At 33.5% G+C, this 17,733-nt stretch carries 18 protein-coding genes and 1 riboswitch; of the genes, 5 read left to right on the forward strand and 13 right to left on the reverse strand.

The features are described from left to right. The first annotated feature begins 14 nt into the window (after window positions 1-14). On the forward strand, window positions 15-575 hold the full coding sequence (locus tag LQ617_RS07740; RefSeq protein ID WP_037590546.1) for a helix-turn-helix domain-containing protein: 561 nt from the start codon (window positions 15-17) through the stop codon (window positions 573-575). Window positions 576-606: 31 nt separating this feature from the next. On the opposite strand, the gene LQ617_RS07745 is transcribed toward LQ617_RS07740, so the two are convergent. The 3 genes from LQ617_RS07745 to LQ617_RS07755 form a co-directional block, all read right to left on the reverse strand. Then, window positions 607-1,467 carry a fructosamine kinase family protein gene (locus tag LQ617_RS07745; RefSeq protein WP_037590547.1) on the reverse strand — a complete coding sequence of 287 codons (861 nt, stop codon included), beginning with the start codon at window positions 1,465-1,467 and terminating at the stop codon, window positions 607-609. Between the two features lie 75 nt (window positions 1,468-1,542). After that, window positions 1,543-1,842, reverse strand: a complete 300-nt coding sequence (locus tag LQ617_RS07750) for a winged helix-turn-helix transcriptional regulator (RefSeq protein ID WP_239740122.1) — start codon at window positions 1,840-1,842, stop codon at window positions 1,543-1,545. Between the two features lie 45 nt (window positions 1,843-1,887). Next, on the reverse strand, window positions 1,888-2,802 hold the full coding sequence (locus tag LQ617_RS07755; RefSeq protein ID WP_239740123.1) for an LCP family protein: 915 nt from the start codon (window positions 2,800-2,802) through the stop codon (window positions 1,888-1,890). 162 nt (window positions 2,803-2,964) lie between these two features. Between LQ617_RS07755 and LQ617_RS07760 the strand changes: the two genes are divergently transcribed. From LQ617_RS07760 to LQ617_RS07770, 3 genes are read left to right on the forward strand one after another with little or no spacing between them, the layout of a single operon-like run. Next, complete coding sequence (locus LQ617_RS07760) at window positions 2,965-3,540, forward strand: phosphatase PAP2 family protein (protein WP_196308311.1); 576 nt, start codon at window positions 2,965-2,967, stop codon at window positions 3,538-3,540. Window positions 3,541-3,590: 50 nt separating this feature from the next. Then, window positions 3,591-4,283 carry a GNAT family N-acetyltransferase gene (locus LQ617_RS07765; protein WP_239740124.1) on the forward strand — a complete coding sequence of 231 codons (693 nt, stop codon included), beginning with the start codon at window positions 3,591-3,593 and terminating at the stop codon, window positions 4,281-4,283. 57 nt (window positions 4,284-4,340) lie between these two features. Continuing rightward, the gene (locus LQ617_RS07770) at window positions 4,341-5,237 is read left to right on the forward strand and encodes a VOC family protein (RefSeq protein WP_239740125.1); all 897 of its coding nucleotides are present in this window, start codon (window positions 4,341-4,343) and stop codon (window positions 5,235-5,237) included. Between the two features lie 45 nt (window positions 5,238-5,282). On the opposite strand, the gene tenA is transcribed toward LQ617_RS07770, so the two are convergent. From tenA to LQ617_RS07790, 4 genes are all read right to left on the reverse strand, one after another. Further along, window positions 5,283-5,960 (reverse strand): thiaminase II, encoded by a 678-nt coding sequence (tenA, locus tag LQ617_RS07775; RefSeq protein ID WP_239740126.1) that lies wholly within the window; start codon window positions 5,958-5,960, stop codon window positions 5,283-5,285. A gap of 66 nt (window positions 5,961-6,026) precedes the next feature. Continuing rightward, a riboswitch (TPP riboswitch) is annotated at window positions 6,027-6,135 on the reverse strand. Window positions 6,136-6,195: 60 nt separating this feature from the next. After that, complete coding sequence (locus LQ617_RS07780; protein WP_239740185.1) at window positions 6,196-6,927, reverse strand: epoxyqueuosine reductase QueH; 732 nt, start codon at window positions 6,925-6,927, stop codon at window positions 6,196-6,198. A 216-nt stretch (window positions 6,928-7,143) separates the two neighbouring features. Then, a complete protein-coding gene (locus LQ617_RS07785; protein ID WP_239740127.1) occupies window positions 7,144-11,019 on the reverse strand; it encodes a YSIRK-type signal peptide-containing protein in 3,876 nt (1,291 codons plus the stop codon). Between the two features lie 375 nt (window positions 11,020-11,394). Continuing rightward, on the reverse strand, window positions 11,395-11,913 hold the full coding sequence (locus LQ617_RS07790) for an NUDIX hydrolase (RefSeq protein WP_239740128.1): 519 nt from the start codon (window positions 11,911-11,913) through the stop codon (window positions 11,395-11,397). Between the two features lie 134 nt (window positions 11,914-12,047). Between LQ617_RS07790 and LQ617_RS07795 the strand changes: the two genes are divergently transcribed. Further along, window positions 12,048-12,827 carry a class I SAM-dependent methyltransferase gene (locus LQ617_RS07795; RefSeq protein ID WP_239740129.1) on the forward strand — a complete coding sequence of 260 codons (780 nt, stop codon included), beginning with the start codon at window positions 12,048-12,050 and terminating at the stop codon, window positions 12,825-12,827. A gap of 38 nt (window positions 12,828-12,865) precedes the next feature. On the opposite strand, the gene LQ617_RS07800 is transcribed toward LQ617_RS07795, so the two are convergent. The 6 genes from LQ617_RS07800 to LQ617_RS07825 all read right to left on the reverse strand — a co-directional run bounded on the left by LQ617_RS07800 (window position 12,866) and on the right by LQ617_RS07825 (window position 17,732). Then, entirely contained in the window at window positions 12,866-13,213 is a 348-nt protein-coding gene (locus tag LQ617_RS07800) for a DUF2200 domain-containing protein (protein ID WP_204173731.1), read from the reverse strand. Between the two features lie 69 nt (window positions 13,214-13,282). Continuing rightward, window positions 13,283-13,678 carry a PTS sugar transporter subunit IIA gene (locus LQ617_RS07805; protein WP_239740130.1) on the reverse strand — a complete coding sequence of 132 codons (396 nt, stop codon included), beginning with the start codon at window positions 13,676-13,678 and terminating at the stop codon, window positions 13,283-13,285. A gap of 18 nt (window positions 13,679-13,696) precedes the next feature. Further along, window positions 13,697-14,554 (reverse strand): PTS system mannose/fructose/sorbose family transporter subunit IID, encoded by an 858-nt coding sequence (locus LQ617_RS07810; protein WP_037590374.1) that lies wholly within the window; start codon window positions 14,552-14,554, stop codon window positions 13,697-13,699. Then, the gene (locus LQ617_RS07815; RefSeq protein ID WP_025906947.1) at window positions 14,541-15,443 is read right to left on the reverse strand and encodes a PTS mannose/fructose/sorbose/N-acetylgalactosamine transporter subunit IIC; all 903 of its coding nucleotides are present in this window, start codon (window positions 15,441-15,443) and stop codon (window positions 14,541-14,543) included. The genes LQ617_RS07810 and LQ617_RS07815 overlap by 14 nt, the downstream gene beginning before the upstream one ends. A 27-nt stretch (window positions 15,444-15,470) precedes the next feature. Next, window positions 15,471-15,947 (reverse strand): PTS sugar transporter subunit IIB, encoded by a 477-nt coding sequence (locus tag LQ617_RS07820; protein WP_206166672.1) that lies wholly within the window; start codon window positions 15,945-15,947, stop codon window positions 15,471-15,473. Then, window positions 15,948-17,732 carry a glycoside hydrolase family 35 protein gene (locus LQ617_RS07825; protein ID WP_239740131.1) on the reverse strand — a complete coding sequence of 595 codons (1,785 nt, stop codon included), beginning with the start codon at window positions 17,730-17,732 and terminating at the stop codon, window positions 15,948-15,950. Window position 17,733: the final 1 nt, after the last annotated feature.

A 17,733-nucleotide genomic window follows, 5' to 3' on the forward strand; every position in this document is an offset into this window, starting at 1 on the left:
GAGTGTTTATATTTATGAAAGATATCCATACAATTGTTGCGCATAATTTGTCACAGTACCGAACATCGCAACAATTAAGCCTAAGCACAGTATCTAAATTGACAGGTGTTAGCAAAACAATGCTCAATCAAATTGAGAATGGACAATCTAATCCTACCATTACAACTTTATGGAAAATAGCAAATGGCTTACATTTACCTATATCCGATTTAATTTCTAACAAAGAAGATAACATTAATTGTGTGTCTAAATCAGACATTACACCTATATATAACGATAATCAATCCGTCACGATATACCCATATTTCCCATTTAATATTGATAAAAATTTTGAAATGTTTAATATGATTTTACAAAGTGGAGCTGAAATGATATCAGAAGGCCATCACAATGGATCTGAAGAGTACATTATCGTTCATAGCGGTACACTTGAAGTCGATATCAATGGCGTTAAACACATAGTTCGTAAAGATGATGCTATACGTTTTGAATCTGACGTAACACATACTTATCGTAATATAGGTGAAGATAATGTTCATTTAACAGCAACTATACAATATCAACACAATAAATAAAGGATTGGGATAAATTTTTATCCCAATCCTTTTACTTATCATTTAATATGTCATCCATTGTTCTCTGTACACTACCTGCATACATTGAACCAAACTTCACTAAGTGCACCATCAATAAGTAAAGTTCATAAAATTTAATTCTTTCATTTGCACCTTTACTTAATGGTAATGCTTCATCATAAGCTTTATAAAATGCTTCCGTGAAACCACCAAAGACTCTTGTTGCTCCTAAATCAAATTCACGATCTCCATATAATGGAGAAGGGTCGAATAATGCTGGTTCCCCGTTTGATAAGAACATATAATTACCTGCCCACAAGTCTCCATGTAGTAATGACGGTTTACTTTTATGTTCTGTTAAGGCTTCAATAATGACTGTACGTACTTGTTCAAATTGTTGAAGTTCGTCCTTAGACCAAAGTCCTCTTCTTACAATTTCGTCTCTTAATTGGTCTAAACGTTGCTCGACAAATATATTAATCCATGTATCTTTCCAACCATTTTCGAACGTAATATCACTACCATGATAAGGTAAATGAAATCCAAATTTACCATCTTGTTGATAATGACTATGCAATTTCGCTACCAGTTTGCCGAGTTCACTTTGACTACCTCGACGACCTTCTTCAAGATAACTTAGTATTAAATACGCATCTCCATTAATTTGACCGTAACCTTTAACAACAGGCGCTGTAACACCCGCTTCTTCAAATGCTTCTAAACCAGCAATTTCCGCAGCGTAAAAATCTTCGCTTCTATTATGTTGGACAAGTAGAAAATCCGTTCCACTCTGTCTTTCAATTCTATATGCTTCATTCACATCTCCACCACTTACTGGTATGAGCTCTTTAATATCATCTATAGGTAATTGCGATTGCCAATCTTTATTCATGACGATCCCTCCTATGTGTTATTGTATTAAAAATTATTCAAAGTTCAAAACAACAGCTATTTATTATTGTGTAACCTACTCAAAGGTTAATGACTCAAACTTATAAATCATCTGCAAAATCAACTCGCCATCTTTCGTAAGATGATAATAGATATTTGGGGGCATAATCTCTTCAGTTCTAACATTGATAAGGTTATTTTGCTTCAACACTTCTAGAGATGCTTTAATAATTTGATCATCCACTTTCTCAAACGCTGAAAGTATTGCTTTTTCTTCTCTTTCACAATCACTCATATAATTTAATAGTTGAATACCGTAATTTTGAATAAGGTGATTCATATTTTGTTCAATTTTTACTTCATTAATTGAAGTCACTTAAATAACCCCATTTCATATTAAGTAAATTGATACATCCATATGTTAGCTTTTTAAATTATTTTTATACGATTTCACAATTTGCTGTTTCGCATCTTTATCTGCTTCGAAATACCAAATACCATCACTCTCTACTTGATTCACACCATCGATAGATATCTTCTCAAAATACTCTGTAGCACTTTTATAGTCAGTGATTAGTTTTCTTGTGTCATTTAAATTAAAGCTTGTTGTAATGTTATCTTGAGCAACATTCATCAACTCATTGAAATTATTGACATTCAAATTATTTTTAAGTTTTTTACTTGTTGCTTCTATTACAATACGTTGTCTTTCTTGTCTTCCTTCATCATCTCCAGCACCCGCTTCTTTACGACTGCGTACAAAGTCTAATGCTTCTTGACCATTTAATTTCACTTTCTCTCCAGCTTTAAATTTTGTACCGTTAAAAGTAAATGATTTATTACTTTTAACATTTACACCGTCTAAGGCATCGATTGTCTTTTTAAAGCCATCCATATCTACTGTTATATACCCATCTATCGGTATATTGAATTCATTTTTTAATGTTTGTACTGCTGTTTTTGATCCACCGTATGCATATGCATGTGCAACTTTATCGTGATTACTATAACCAGGAATATTTACTGCCATATCACGTGGCACACTAACGAGTTTCGTTGTTTTAGTTTTAGGATTAATTGAAGCTAACATAATGGAATCCGTTCGTTCACCTATATTTTCTGATTCTCTTTCTTTGTTAGAATCCACACCAAAAATCGCGATAGAAATTGGCTTATTGTTTTTAATTTTTTCTTTCACATGTTTTGTATCTTGTTTATTGATGGGTTGATAAACTTTGTTATTTATATTAATCGCCTTTACTGTTACAAATATACCAGCAATTAAGACAATAGCTGCAATAATAATTGTTACTTTACCTTTTCTTGTTAGCTTCATAGTCACACTCCTATTTTTTATTTATAATTACTATGATAGCACTTTTAAGTAATTTACTAAATGATATTTAGGTAGTCCTAAAGTCCTATTGTCTAAAATTATTTTTATATTTACAATAGAAAAAAAGTCTAAATATTCATGTTCAAAGGAGCTTTACGCACAATGAAGAAAGATTCCAAGCTCATTATTTGTTATGCTATTTTATTAATATTAATCGTGTCATTGATTTTTACAAATTATATCAATCCTATTGATCAGTATGTCTATCAATTTATACAAACCGAAACATTAGCATTTAGATTACATAATTATCTATCCATTATTTCATTTTTATTTTCACCTTTACATAGTGGTATATTAATATGCGTATTATTAATTGGATTATACTTTTATAATAGAAGAAATTTGCTACAGTATTTAATATTCTCTTTCTCATCACTATTTATCGGAACAGCGTTAAAGTATATTATTCAACGACCAAGACCTTCTGATTTAATTGATGGATACAGCTTTCCAAGCATGCATACACTAACATTATTTGTAGCTATTTTTCTCATACTTGCGTTATACAATCATGTAACAGTTAAATGGATTACTGCGATATTAATTTTATCTATGATGTGTTCAAGAATTTATTTAAGTGCACACTTCTTTTCTGATACTGTCGCAAGTTTAATTATTGTTCATTTAGTTTATTTAAGCGTTGCTAAATTTATGCATCAGTACTCGCGCTCGTAAATTTCACCTCCTTTATTTTATGCTATGATAAAAATAAAGGAGGATTTTTTATGAGATATAATACTTTTAATCAACCAATTGGTGATGAAGTCGAATCATTTAAAGAACCGAATATGCCTAATGTTGAATTACTTGAAGGTAAGTACAGTAAACTTGAACATTTAAACGAAAGTCATATCGATCAGTTATTCCCTTTATTATGTTCATCAGAAAATGATGCAAACTGGACTTATTTACCACATGAACCGATTCATGATAAAGCTTCATTTACTCAATTAATCGAAGAAAGAATCATTTCTAAAGATCCTTATTTCTTTGCGATTGTCGACAAAGAAACACATCAAGCATTAGGTATTATGTCACTTTTAAGAATTAATCCTAAAGCTTCAACGATAGAAGTTGGCCACATTCATTATTCATCACTACTTAAAAGAACGCGCATTGCTACTGAAGTACAATATTTACTTGCTCGATACGTTTTTGAAACTTTAAAATATAGACGTTATGAATGGAAATGCGATAGTTTAAACGCACCTTCAAAACACGCTGCCGAAAGACTTGGTTTCAAATATGAAGGTACTTTTCGACAAGCACTCGTATATAAAGGAAGAAGCCGCGATACTGATTGGTTCTCTATCATTGATAAAGAATGGCCATCTATCAAAAATCATTATGAAGAATGGCTAGATGAAAGTAATTTTAATCATGATGGTACACAAATCAATAAACTCTCAATGAACTAAATGTTTATATTTATAACGATGGGTATAATAAGTAAAAAGGATTGAGGAGATGAAGAAATGAATAATCAAAGAATTGTTCCGCATTTATGGTTCGATAACGAAGCGCAAGAAGCCGTCGATTATTATATGCAAACTTTTCCAGAATCAGAAATCATTTCAGATGTAACGTTTACAGATACACCATCCGGAGATGCAAAGCAGCTCACTTTTAATGTTTTTGGTTATAAATTTATGGCAATCAATGCTGGTCCTTATTTCACAAAAAATCCTTCCATATCATTTACAGTACTTTTCAATCAATCTGAAGCAGCGTTACTCGACAAAGTTTGGACTGCACTCGCACATAACGGGAAAATTATGATGGAACTTGGTGCTTATGACTTTAGTGAAAAATATGGCTGGTTAGAAGATCAGTTTGGTGTTTCATGGCAACTCCTCATCACAGACCAACCATTCGATGATCGTATTAGACCATCATTTATGTTCATTAATGATAATGTTGGTAGAGCTGAAGAAGCGATTAACTACTACACAAGCGTATTTAAAAACAGTGGTGATATTAGTAAATTTTATTACCCAGAAGGCATGGAGCAAGACAAGCCAGATTCACTCGCACATGCAGAATTTAAATTAGAAGACCAATATTTTGTCGCTCTTGATAGTGCACATAAACATGAATTCAACTTAAATGAAGGTATTTCATTAATGCTATTTTTAGAAGACCAACAAGAAATTGATTATTATTGGGATAAATTATCTGCTGTACCAGAAGCCGAACAATGCGGATGGGTCAAAGATCAATTCGGTGTCTCTTGGCAAATTGTCCCTAAAATCATGGACCAAATGGCAGAAGAAGGTACACCAGAACAAATCAGTAACGTTACAAAAGCATTCCTTAAGATGAAAAAATTCGATGTAGAAACTTTAATAAAAGCCTACGAAGGCAAATTATAGTATTAAAAAAGACAGAAGCGTTGTGTATGCTTCTGTCTTTTTAATTTATTTAACCGGTACTGGCCATGTTTCTAAATGTTCAGCCATATCCCAGAACATATATTCATAGTAACTCGTTTTAACAATAATGTCTTCTAAGCGTTGTAATTCCGCTTCTGTCTTACCTTCTGCAACTTGATCCATCAACTGAATACAATCTTCTTTGTACTGACTAAATTCATCTGAAGCATACATATTAATCCATTCTCCGTATAAAGGATGGTCCGATGCTCCTTTAATTTTAGCTAATTTTAACCCTATATAATTATAACTCCAAGTACATGTCAAAATAGCCGCAATAACATTCTCTATACCACCTTGTTGTGCCATATTCAACATATAACTCGTATAGCCAACAGTCGTTTGTGCTGGTTCTGTTTCTTCTAATTCCGCTTCTGATATACCAAATTGCTTAGCATAACCTCTATGTAATGACATTTCAGTATTTAATGTACCATTCGCTAAATCAGCATAAGTCGCCATCATTTTTAAATCAGTTGATTTAGCTGCACCAATTGAGAATAGTCTCGCATATTCTATTAAATATATATAATCTTGCTTCAACCAATGTTTAAATTTTTCTTGATCTAACGTGCCATCGCCTAATCCTATAATAAAAGGATGTTCCATATAAGATTGCCAAATCGGTTCAACTCTATTGAATACTCTATCTGTAAATTTCATTTATAAATCCTCCTTATAATTAAAAAAACGCTATTTTCATTAAGAAAATAGCGTCATGAGTACCTTAAAATCAATACGCCACTTTCCTACGCCAGTATAAGCTGGATCAGGTTCAAGGAATTTTAAAGGTATCACTTTAATCTCAGCCTTTATCAAGGCACTTCCAGTGGTTTAAAATTATTTAATTTCTATACTCTTTCAACATATCTGTTTTATCCTAGGATTGCAAATAAAATTACATACAACTTTTATTACATGATTCTAAATAAGCTTTAGCCTGTTTATTCACTTCTTTAAAATCTATACCTTGCTTCATAGCTGCAAACACACAACCACAATAGCATTGTCTAAAAATTTCATACTCATTGCACATTTTAATCGATCTTTCATACCCCTTGTTCTTCTTAAAATCACTCGGTAAATAATAAACATGATATAAATCTTGAACATCCATACCAAGTTCGTTAATCAATTGTGCATTTTTCTTAGGTGATAACGTTAACGCACTTGCGAAATAATCATATCCAAGATCGGCAGCCGCTTCTGCCACGAGTTCTATACGCATTTCGAAACAAGCCGTACATCTTAGCCCACCTTCATTTTCATCAGCTAAATCTTTACTTTTAACCATTTTCATAAATTTATGTGGTTCATAGGCTGCTTCAATATATTTAACATTTGAATTTGTACGCTCATTAAACTGTTCAACAAACGTTTCTTGAACTTTCGCCCTACGTTCATATTCACTTTTCGGATGAATATTTGGATTCGCAAAATAAATCGCAACATCTGCATATTGTGTTAATAACTCTAACGTATAAGTACTACAAGGCGCACAACAACTATGAATTAAAATAGAAGGTCTTGTTTCAGAACGTTCCCATTCAGAAATCATTTTACGCATAACCTTATCATAGTTAATCTTTTGATTTTTCATCTTAGCAATAATACCATCAGCTGAAATCACCATATCCCTAACCATTCCTTTATACAAAAATTGTCATTTTTACAATATTTTATAACATATAAAAGGTCATAGCAATATAATGATTACAGAAAGTATGGTGATATTAATAAATGACTTTTGCAATATTATCTTCACTTTGAGATTGGCCAGTTTTTAATAAAAATTGTGGCTAGGATAAACTATGTTACCCCGGCCACAATCAAATTTAAGCACTTATTATTCTTTTTTACGATTTTTTCTTCTATTAAATAGCATAATAGATCCTAATCCTGCGAATAATGTTGCGAATAAAGTACCATTATTATTGTTATTTTCTCCAGTATCAGGTAACTTACCATCGTTATTTTCATCATCCGATATTTCTGTTTCTGTATCAGCGTTCGCTACAAAATTTGTAGTAGTGTCATGATTACTTGAACTAATATTTATCAGGTCTTGATTATATTCATTGCTATCGTTACCTAAACCAAAGTCCTTATTTAAGTCATTCACTTCTGCTGTTTTGTTATCAGCATCTATTACAGAATCACTATCAACCGTTTCTGAATTTGTGCTTTCATCAGTAGCATTATTTCCTTCTAGATCTTCCTCTACATCCGAATAATTATCTCCGTTTGCATCAGAATCAGTATTAGAACCATCTTCTGTTTCTTCTTCTGATTCTTCGACTGTATCATTATTTTCTACAGCAGGATCTGTTTCTCCTTCGTCTACATCCGAATCATTTTCTGAACCTTCTGGGTTGTCGTCCCCGTCAGAACCTTCTTCAGTATTTGGACCTTCTTCTGAGTCTTCATCTGAATCAGAGTCTTCTGTATTATCTTCGTGTTCAGATCCAGCATCGGAATTGTCTTCTGCATCTTCACCTGGTTCTTCTGTGTTGTTGTCACCATTGTCTTCTTCACTATTTGGTTCTTCTTCTGAGTCTTCATCCTCGCCTACATCTGAATCAGGGTCTTCTGTATTACCTTCGTCTTCGTCACCAACATCCGAATCTTCTTCTGTATCTTCTGAGTTGTCGTCTCCGTCAGAACCTTCTTCAGTATTTGGACCTTCTTCTGAGTCTTCATCCTCGCCTACATCTGAATCAGGGTCTTCTGTATTACCTTCGTCTTCGGATCCAGTGTCGGAATCTTCATCGTTATCCTCACCTGGTTCTTCTTCTGTGCTGTCATCATTAGTGTCTTCTTCGGATCCAGCATCAGAATTGTCCTCAGAATCCGTTTCTTCTTCGTCTACATCCGAATCTTCTTCTGTATCTTCTGAGTTGTCGTCTCCATCAGTATCTTCGTCAGTATTTGGATTTTCTTCTGAGTCTTCTTCCTCACCAACATCTGAATCAGAGTCTTCTGTATTATCTTCATCTTCGGATCCAGTGTCTGAATCTTCATTAGGGTCTTCTGGGTTGTCTTCTGGGTTGTCTTCATCATTGTCTTCGTCTGGTTCTTCTGGGTTGTCGCCTCCGTCAGAATCATCTTCAGTATTTGGTTCTTCTTCTGTGCTGTCATCATTAGTGTCTTCTTCGGATCCAGCATCAGAATTGTCTTCCGTATCTTCACCTGGTTCTTCTGTGTTGCTGTCACCATTGTCTTCTGTATTTGGTTCTTCTTCTGAGTCCTCTTCCTCACCTACATCTGAATCAGCATCTTCTGTATTATCTTCGTCTTCGTCACCAACATCCGAATTGTCATCCTCAGGATCCGTTTCTCCTTCGTCTACATCCGAATCAGTATCTTCGCTTTCATTCGAATCATCTTCTGTATCTTCTGAGTTGTCGTCTCCGTCAGGATTTTCTTCAGTATTCGGATCTTCTTCTGAGTCTTCATCTGAATCAGGGTCTTCTGTATTTTCTTCGTCTTCGGATTCAGTGTCGGAATTGTCTTCTGGATCTTCAACTGGTTCTTCTGTGTTGTTGTCATCATTGCCTTCTTCACTATTTGGTTCCTCTTCTGAGTCTTCATCCTCGTCTACATCTGAATCAGTATCATCGTTCTCATTCGAATCTTCATCTGGTTCTTCAGTACCGTTTTCTGCGTCAGAATCTTCTTCAGTATTCGGATCTTCTTCTGAGTCTTCTTCCTCACCTACATCTGAATCAGAGTTTTCTGTATTGTCTTCGTCTTCGGATTCAGTGTCGGAATTGTCGTCTGGATCTTCACCTGGTTCTTCTGTGTTGTCGCCTCCGTCAGAATCATCTTCAGTATTTGGATCTTCTTCTGAGTCTTCTTCCTCACCTACATCTGAACCAGAATCTTCTGTATTATCTTCGTCTTCGGATCCAGTGTCGGAATCTTCATCGTTATCCTCACCTGATTCTTCTTCTGTGCCGTCATCATTAGTGTCTTCTTCGGATCCCGCATCTGAATTGTCCTCAGAATCCGTTTCTTCTTCGTCTACATCCGAATCTTCTTCTGTATCTTCTGAGTTGTCGTCTCCGTCAGTATTTTCTTCAGTATTCGGATCTTCTTCTGAGTCTTCATCCTCGCTTACATCTGAATCAGGGTCTTCTGTATTACCTTCGTCTTCGGATCCAGTGTCGGGATCTTCATCGTTATCCTCGCCTGGTTCTTCTCCTGTGTTGTCATCTGAATCTTCGTCTTCGTCACCAACATCTGAATTGTCATCCTCAGGATCCGTTTCTTCTGAGTCATCATTTGGTTCTTCTTCTGGGTCTGGTTCATCACCAGTGCTGTCATCGTCATTCTCGTCTTCTGCTTCTGGGTCAACTTCAATAATTATAAAATCTTCATTACCATTTTTTGTTAATAAATCAAGATTTATTATTCCTGTTCCAACATCAGATTTAAAGTTATACTCGTGACTACCTGGTTGGTCAGAACCTGGTAAAATACCGTCATCTGTTAATTCATTTAAATCTAACGTTAAAATATACGCCGTATTAGTAACAATACCAAGAGAAACTAAACTTGATATCTTGCCGTATATCACACCAGTATTAGGATCAATATTTAAATCATTCCCCGTAATTGATTTATTATCCAACAACTTTAAATTCAAAACATCACGTGCTTCATAATCAATTCGTACTGCGTCTCTAAAATTAGGATTTGACATTAAATCTTTAAACTGAGAAGGCAACTGGAAAGTAGGGTAAGTACTTCCAATTCCCAGATTTACTAACGATCTACCTTCCATTTTTAATTGCAATTTACCATCGCTATGTGTAGCGTCAAGCTTCTTATTACTAAGAACTTCTACGTCAATTAAAGCATTGATGCTAATGTTCTCTTCTTTCGAATTTAAAGATTCTGGTTGTACGTTATCCGTTATATCTTCCGAATATGGTACATCTTCACTAATTTTTTCATCCACTTTAATATTTGTTTCTGAAGCGTTATTTGTTGTATCTACTTCATTATTTGATCCTTCTGTATTATCAAGTTCTGTTTTTTCTAGACTGTCTTCTACACTACCTTGTGTATCTTCAGATTCTTTAGCAACTTCTGATGAACTGTTTCCATCTGTATTTGTAGCATCTTCAACTTTCTCACTAGTATCTGAAGATTGATTAATGTCTACTACATTTGGTTCATCTGTTGAAGAAACTTCTTGTTCACTCTGTTGTTCTGTTTGTACTTCTGTTGCTTTTTCTGTATTTTGTTCTATTAAGTCACTATCTTTAACTGGATGCTCATGCTCTTGAGACGATTGGTCATCATATGTAGCTTCCTCTTGTTCATTTGTTATTTTTTCATTATTTTCAACAATAGAAGCACCTTCTAAAACATTAGTATCTTCTTTATGCTCTTGTTCTAGAGTTGATTCTTCACCTAAAGATTCATTTGAGTTATTTCCCGTATTATCAGTTGTTTCATTAACTTTTGTATCTTGACCAGTTGATTTTATTGGTGTTTGTACTTGTTCAGTATTTAAGTCATTATCTTTTATGACTTCATTTTTCTCTGAAGTTCCATCATCTTCTGATGAATTATTTGTAACCTTAATTGATGTTTCAAAATTATTTTCACTTGCTTCTACTGTATTTATTCCCGAATACAGCGTTAAACCTATTAAAACTGATCCTGCTCCAACTGTAAATTTGCGTATTGAGTATCTTCTCTTTTCTCTCATGTCTTACTCCTCCCAAATTAATTAAATACACTTTTATAATACTACATAATTTTAATTTTGCACTATTTTTCTTTTATTAAAATCTAATAATATACAATCGATTTATATTTATATAAGATTTTAGTAATGTTATAAAATTACATTTAAGGCAATGTTAGAATATATTTATCCATTTAATAGTATTTATTTGTTTCGTAATATACACCGTTTTATATAGCTATAAAGAATTGTTGTATTATACAAATTATTAGTGAGACATATTTTGTACGAGTGCATACTAGATTAATAAATGGAAAAGTAATAATCACACTATTTCGAAAACTTTATTTAAATAATAAAATTTACGCAAAAAAAAGAAACAGATTTACTGTTTCTTTACTCTCGTATTGTTCCTAAACCGATATTCATTTCAAATATAAATTCAATAAGACTATTCCTATACGGAATAAATAAACCTTCTTTAATCATGCCTAATAATTCATCTTTTGTAACCCATTTTACTTCTTGTACTTCTTCTGTTGGAAAGCTTAGTTTTTCTATATTTACTTCCTCGTGAATAACAAAGAAATCATCAAATGCATCATAGTAATTAATTGTGAAATGTGGTCTTTGATTAGACAAGTCTAATTGAATACCTAGTTCTTCATATGTTTCTCGTTCTGCTGCAACTCTATTTGTATCACCTTGAACAGCACTACCTCCTGCTGAGAAGTCCCACTTACCTGGCCATCCTTGTTTGTCATCTCTTCTTTTTTGTATTAGTAATTGTCCCTGCTTATTAATAATACAGACATGAATCACAAGATGATATCGATTAGCAGGTACTTCATTTCCTCTTGTCATCGTTTCATTTAATAACTGCCTATTTTCATCGTATAAATCCCAAGTCTCCATTCTCACCACTCCGTAATCATAGTAATTTTATTTTATCATATTGAAATTAACACCTTGTTATAGCTATTCATAAGTTATGTGTATTATTACAACTATCCATTTAGGTGTATGGTGTAAGGAAAGGGGATGATATTTTGAATAATATATTTCATGATGAGCATAATAAGTATATGTATAGTGGACGAAAGGTTGATTATAATTGGGTAACTTTGATAAGAAGCATCATCAAACAATCTAATATTGATAAGGATAATGCACTAGACATCGGTTGTGGTGGCGGCATTTATACAAATCAATTAAGTGAATTTGGATTCAAGCATGTCTTAGGTATAGACCAATCTGAAGTAATGATCGCATCAGCTAATGAACAAGCTTACAATAACCATATAGAATTTGAAGTTGGAGATATATTCAATAATCATTTAGCCAACCAGTCACAGAATTTTATCCTTTCAAGAGCGCTCATTCATCATATTCAAGATTTACAAAAAGCTTTTTTAGAAACAAAGCGTATTCTAAAAGATAACAGCATATTTGTCATTCAAGATCGAACTATTGAAGATTTAGCGATTCCCGCTTCTTCAAACAATCTACGCGGATATTTATATGAGCATTTTCCAAGACTTCGGGATTTTGATTCAAAGAGAAGACATTCAGAAGTAGATGTTACAAACGCATTGTATGATGTTGGATTTAATAGTGTTGAAACTTTAAAAATTAATGAAATTAGACAAACATATGCAACGATAGAATCCTTACAGCATGATTATTTATCAAGAAAAGGTCGTAGTATTCTATTTGAATTATCAGACCAAGAATTAAATTCATTTGTAGCACAATTCCCTAAATATGTAGGAGACGATTCTCCGATAATAGAAAAAGATCAGTGGACACTTTGGGTAGCATATCATTAAAAAAGCATGGGAGATTATCCCATGCTTTTACTTTATATTCACCTAAATATGTTTTCTTTTTTCTTACCTCTCGCTAACTCATCTATTAATTTGTCTAAGTATCTAATTTCTTGCATAAGTGGTTCTTCGATTTCTTCAACTCTTATGCCACATATGACGCCTTTGATTAGTTTTCGATTTGGATTCATATTTGGTGCTTCTTCAAAAAATGTTCTAAAATCAGTTTTGTTCTCTAATTGCTGTTCTAATGATTCTTGACTATAACCTGTTAACCAAATGATGATTTCATCTACGTCTGCTTTTGTTTTACCTTTTTTCTCAGCTTTTGTGACGTAATGTGGATAAACATTTGATACTGGCATGTCGTATATTTTTTCATTCTTCATTATGCATCCCTTATTTTTATCTTTACTTTATTATAAAGGGTAACAGCATTTATTGACTAATTTTATTCGTTATTCATCATCTTCGTCTAAGTCTTGTAGTAAATCATTTACTTTTACAATACTTTTTTGTGTTTCATTAATGATGTCCGCTTCTTGATTCAACATTTCTCCATTTAGATATGCAATAACCATAGGCAAATTCATTCCGGCATATAAATCAAACTGCTTTCCATTCATTAAAGTTTTAGAAATGACATTGGCTGGTGTACCGCCTAGTAAATCTGTATATACAGTTACTTCTTCATCATTGATTGCTGCTAGAAATTTCTTTTCAAAGTCTTCTTGTCCTTCATCTGGTAAAAGTGCAACAGTTTCAATATTATCTTGTGGTCCTAATATCATTTCGACACTTTCTTTTAAACCTTCACACATTGAACCATGACTTGCTAAAATTAATTTTCCCATTGTGAAAACTCCTATTAATTAAATTTTTGCTAATACACCTAATGCAGATAATATAACCGTTACAATGATAACGATAAAGATTGCACGTGTTGAATTCATATGTTTTTTACCTAATAACCAATAAATACCTAGTACAATTGCTAATGGTAATAATTTTGGTAAGATCATATCGACATTATTTTGAATATTAACCGTTAAATCACCAATTTTTGGTTCCCAAGCAAATTGAACTTTAACCATCGTGGCGACGAGTGCTCCGACCATAAATACCCCAAGCAATGTAGCGGCATTTGTTAATGATTCAAGCTTATGTTGCATCGTTGTTACTAAAGATATACCCTCTTTATATGCAAATTCTAATTGTTTCCATCTGAAGACCATAACGGCAATTTGTGCTGCTAACCATATAAAAGCACCAAACGGATTTCCGTTAATCGCCATATTGGCAGCTAACGCCCCAAAAATTGTTGGAATTAATGAACCGAATATAGAGTCACCTACTGCGGCGAATGGTCCCATTAAACCTACTTTCATACCACTTACAGATTCTTTAGATTTAATTTGTTCTTGTTCTTCCATCGCGATATCAATACCCGTTACAATTGTGTTGAAAAAGTTACTCGTATTGAAGAATTGAGCATGTGTATGCATCATTTCTTTTAATTCTGGTGTATCGTCACCATAAATTTTGCGTAATTGTGGAAGCATAATAAATAAATAGCCAGATCCTTGCATACGTTCATAGTTCCATCCGGCTTGGAACCCTAATAAACTTCTTCTATTAATTTGTCTAAAATCTTTTTTCGTTAATTTATACTGACCTTCTGTTGTGACATTTTGTTCTTTAGGATCAACATTTTGATTATAGTTCGTCATCTTCAATCTCCCCTTCATCATCATTTTGAGAATTAGAAGTATTCATTTCTCCAGGTTGTACTGGTTTTGCTAAAGAAGTACGTTTGTATTCCATTGCAGCAAATGAAAATCCGATTAACGCAATGGCTAACATAGGTAGAGGATTGAATACCGCATCAAATTTCTTATCAAGTCCTGATACAGCTGTACCTAAACCGCTCATACCATCAAATACTGTAGCTAATAACGCTGTTAATACAAATCCTAAAATGAAATACATATAATGTTTCTTAATAGGTAAGTATCTTAATAAGATTGCAAAACCGACTGCTGGTAGTACAGCACCTGCAGTTGTTAATCCGTCTCCAAGCCACTTTAAGTCAGCGTTCAAGTAATTCACAACTGTTTTAACGACAGAACCCCCAAATGCTAATGCTAAGAATACTGGAATCATTCTTGATAATGCCCATGGAATAATACCTGCAATATAATAACGTTCAATTCCTTTATAATCCATTTGTTCGATTTTAGCGTCTATACGATGTGCAAAGAATGTATTTGTAAATCGAGCTAGAATATCTGTTTGAATCATCAAACTCGCAACAGGTACGGCTAATGTAGCAATTGCTTGCGTCGGTTGCATACCTAATGCAACTGAGAAAGCTACCGCTAAAATTGTACCTGAGTTCGCATCAATTCTAGATGCACCTCCGAATGTACCAACTCCTAAAATTGTTAACTGCATACTACCACCGATAATTAAACCAGTTGTTACATCTCCCATTATTAACCCTGCAATTAAACCTGCGAATACGGGTTGGCTTATTGAAGAATAAAGATGAAGCTCATCCCATATTTGATAACCCGCATATAATGTTAAAAGCAGAACTTGCCACCATAATATTTCCATAATTAAAAACCCCTTTTTGTTTGAATATTATTTAATCAATGACATGAAATCTTCACTATTATCATTTGGAACCATTTGCGAAATAATTCGAATACCTTTGTCGTTAAGTTCTTTAAATGTTTCTATATCTTTATCCGTAACATTAATCGAACGTTTAATTGATCTTGTTTCATTTGTTTGAGACATATTACCAACATTTAACTCATCAATTTTTACACCATAGTTTACAAGTTCTAAAAATTGTTCAGGTCCTTTGGCAATCACCATTAATCTTTGAGAGTCATATTTACCGTTTAGTATGTTTTCCGCTGCCTTTTTAACAGGTAATACACTTAATTTAACACCAGCTGGCGTTGCTAATTTAAGCCCGCTTTTATCTACTGTACTTTCTGCGACAACATCATCAATAACCATAAGTCTTGTAATATCTAGTTTAGTCGTCCACAAATTTGCTACTTGCCCGTGAATCAGCCTACCATCAATTCTATTCGCTATAATTGTCATTTAAATCTCTCCCTTTTTTTGAATAAATTTAGGTTCTTTCACCAAATTAATTTCTTGGTTATATGTCCCCTCAGTATCAAAAATAATAATTTCGTTTTCCCCTTCATGAAGCAGTGCTTTTGATATATATAAGGATGCTGTTGGTCCAACATTCCAATATCTACCTATGTTCACGCCATTCACTAATACTACACCTTTCGAGAAAGCGCTTACATCAATATGCGTATTGTTTGCTTCATTTAACGTAAACACATACCTGTAAAATGCAGGTGTCCCTTCAATCCATTCCTTTTCAAAATGCTCCTTGTTTAGTTGCTCTAATTGAATATGGAATTGTTCATAGTCTTGAACAAAGTGCAAATCTTGCATTAAACCTTGTCCTAAACCTTTTCTTTGTGTACTCGCAAGCAATTTGTAACCATAATTTACTCGCCCCATATTTTCAACGAGTATATCGATTTGAGGTTCTTCTGAATGTAACTCAACTTCAAAAGCATCCCCGATTTCTTGTTGATAAGCCGTATAAACATGTTCACCATCGATATACATTTTTACTCTATCTCGTGCATCAACAATTCTAAATTTTTCAACTGCTGAATCTTTGTGTATTTTCGTACGATAAAGCATGTAACCAAGACCATCACCCGCTTCTTCCATCGTCTCTGGATATTTAGAAGTCGTCTTGTACGATATTTCATCTAAAACATTAAACAAACTGACTTTATCTTGTAGTTGAATGTGATCCAATTCCATAAAATCTTTTATTAAAGGTTCTGATTGCTCGATATGTGGTATTTCTTCTTTAAGCATTTTCTGCAAATCATAATACTTTTGAGTCGGATTGCCCATTTCATTAAGTGGTGCATCATAGTCATAAGAAGTAATTTGAGGTAAGTCTACCGTACCTCTAGCTGAGCAACCGTTCCAGAATCCATAATTCGTACCACCATGGAACATGTATAAATTGATATGTCCTTGTTGAACGCAAGTTCTTACTTCGGCAACTAAATCATCACTTTCTCGTTTAATAATGACATCGCCCCATCTATTAAACCAACCATCCCAAAATTCCATACACATGAATGGCCATTTTTTCTGAAATTCATCATGGAATGATTTTAAATTTTGAAAGTTTAAATTCGTCTTAGATCCAAAGTTTGCGGTTGGTAAAATATTATCTTCAGCCATACTGCCCGCTCTCAACGTTTGTGCCCATCCACCATCAGAAGTAAATAGCGGCACTGTTGTACCATGTTTAATCATTAAATCTTTAATCATATTTAAATATGATTTATCTTCACCGAATGAGCCATATTCATTTTCAATCTGCATCATGATAATCGGTCCATTATGATCAATTTGTAACGGCTTTAAAATTTTAAATAATTGTGTATAATATCGGTCTACTTTATCGATAAATCGTTGGTCTGACGAACGAATTCTCATGTCTTTGTAATTGAGCAACCATGAAGGTAAACCACCAAATTCCCATTCTGCACATATAAATGGAGATGGTCTTATAATCACATACAGACCTAATTCTTCAGCTAATTGAATAAAGTGTTGAATATCTTTTTCGCCACTAAATTCAAAGTGTTCTTCCCGAGGTTCGTGATAATTCCACGGAATATAGGTTTCAACTGTATTAAAACCGAGTGCTTTCAAATTGTATAACGAATGATACCAGTCATCTTTAAGAACTCTAAAATAATGAATGGCACCAGACAATATTTGAATAGGTTTATCGTCTAATAAGAAATCAGTGTCAATTTCAAATTTATGCATC

Origin of the sequence: Mammaliicoccus sp. P-M59, from assembly GCF_022386135.1 — a bacterium.
Classification (GTDB): Bacteria; Bacillota; Bacilli; order Staphylococcales; family Staphylococcaceae; genus Mammaliicoccus; species Mammaliicoccus sciuri_A.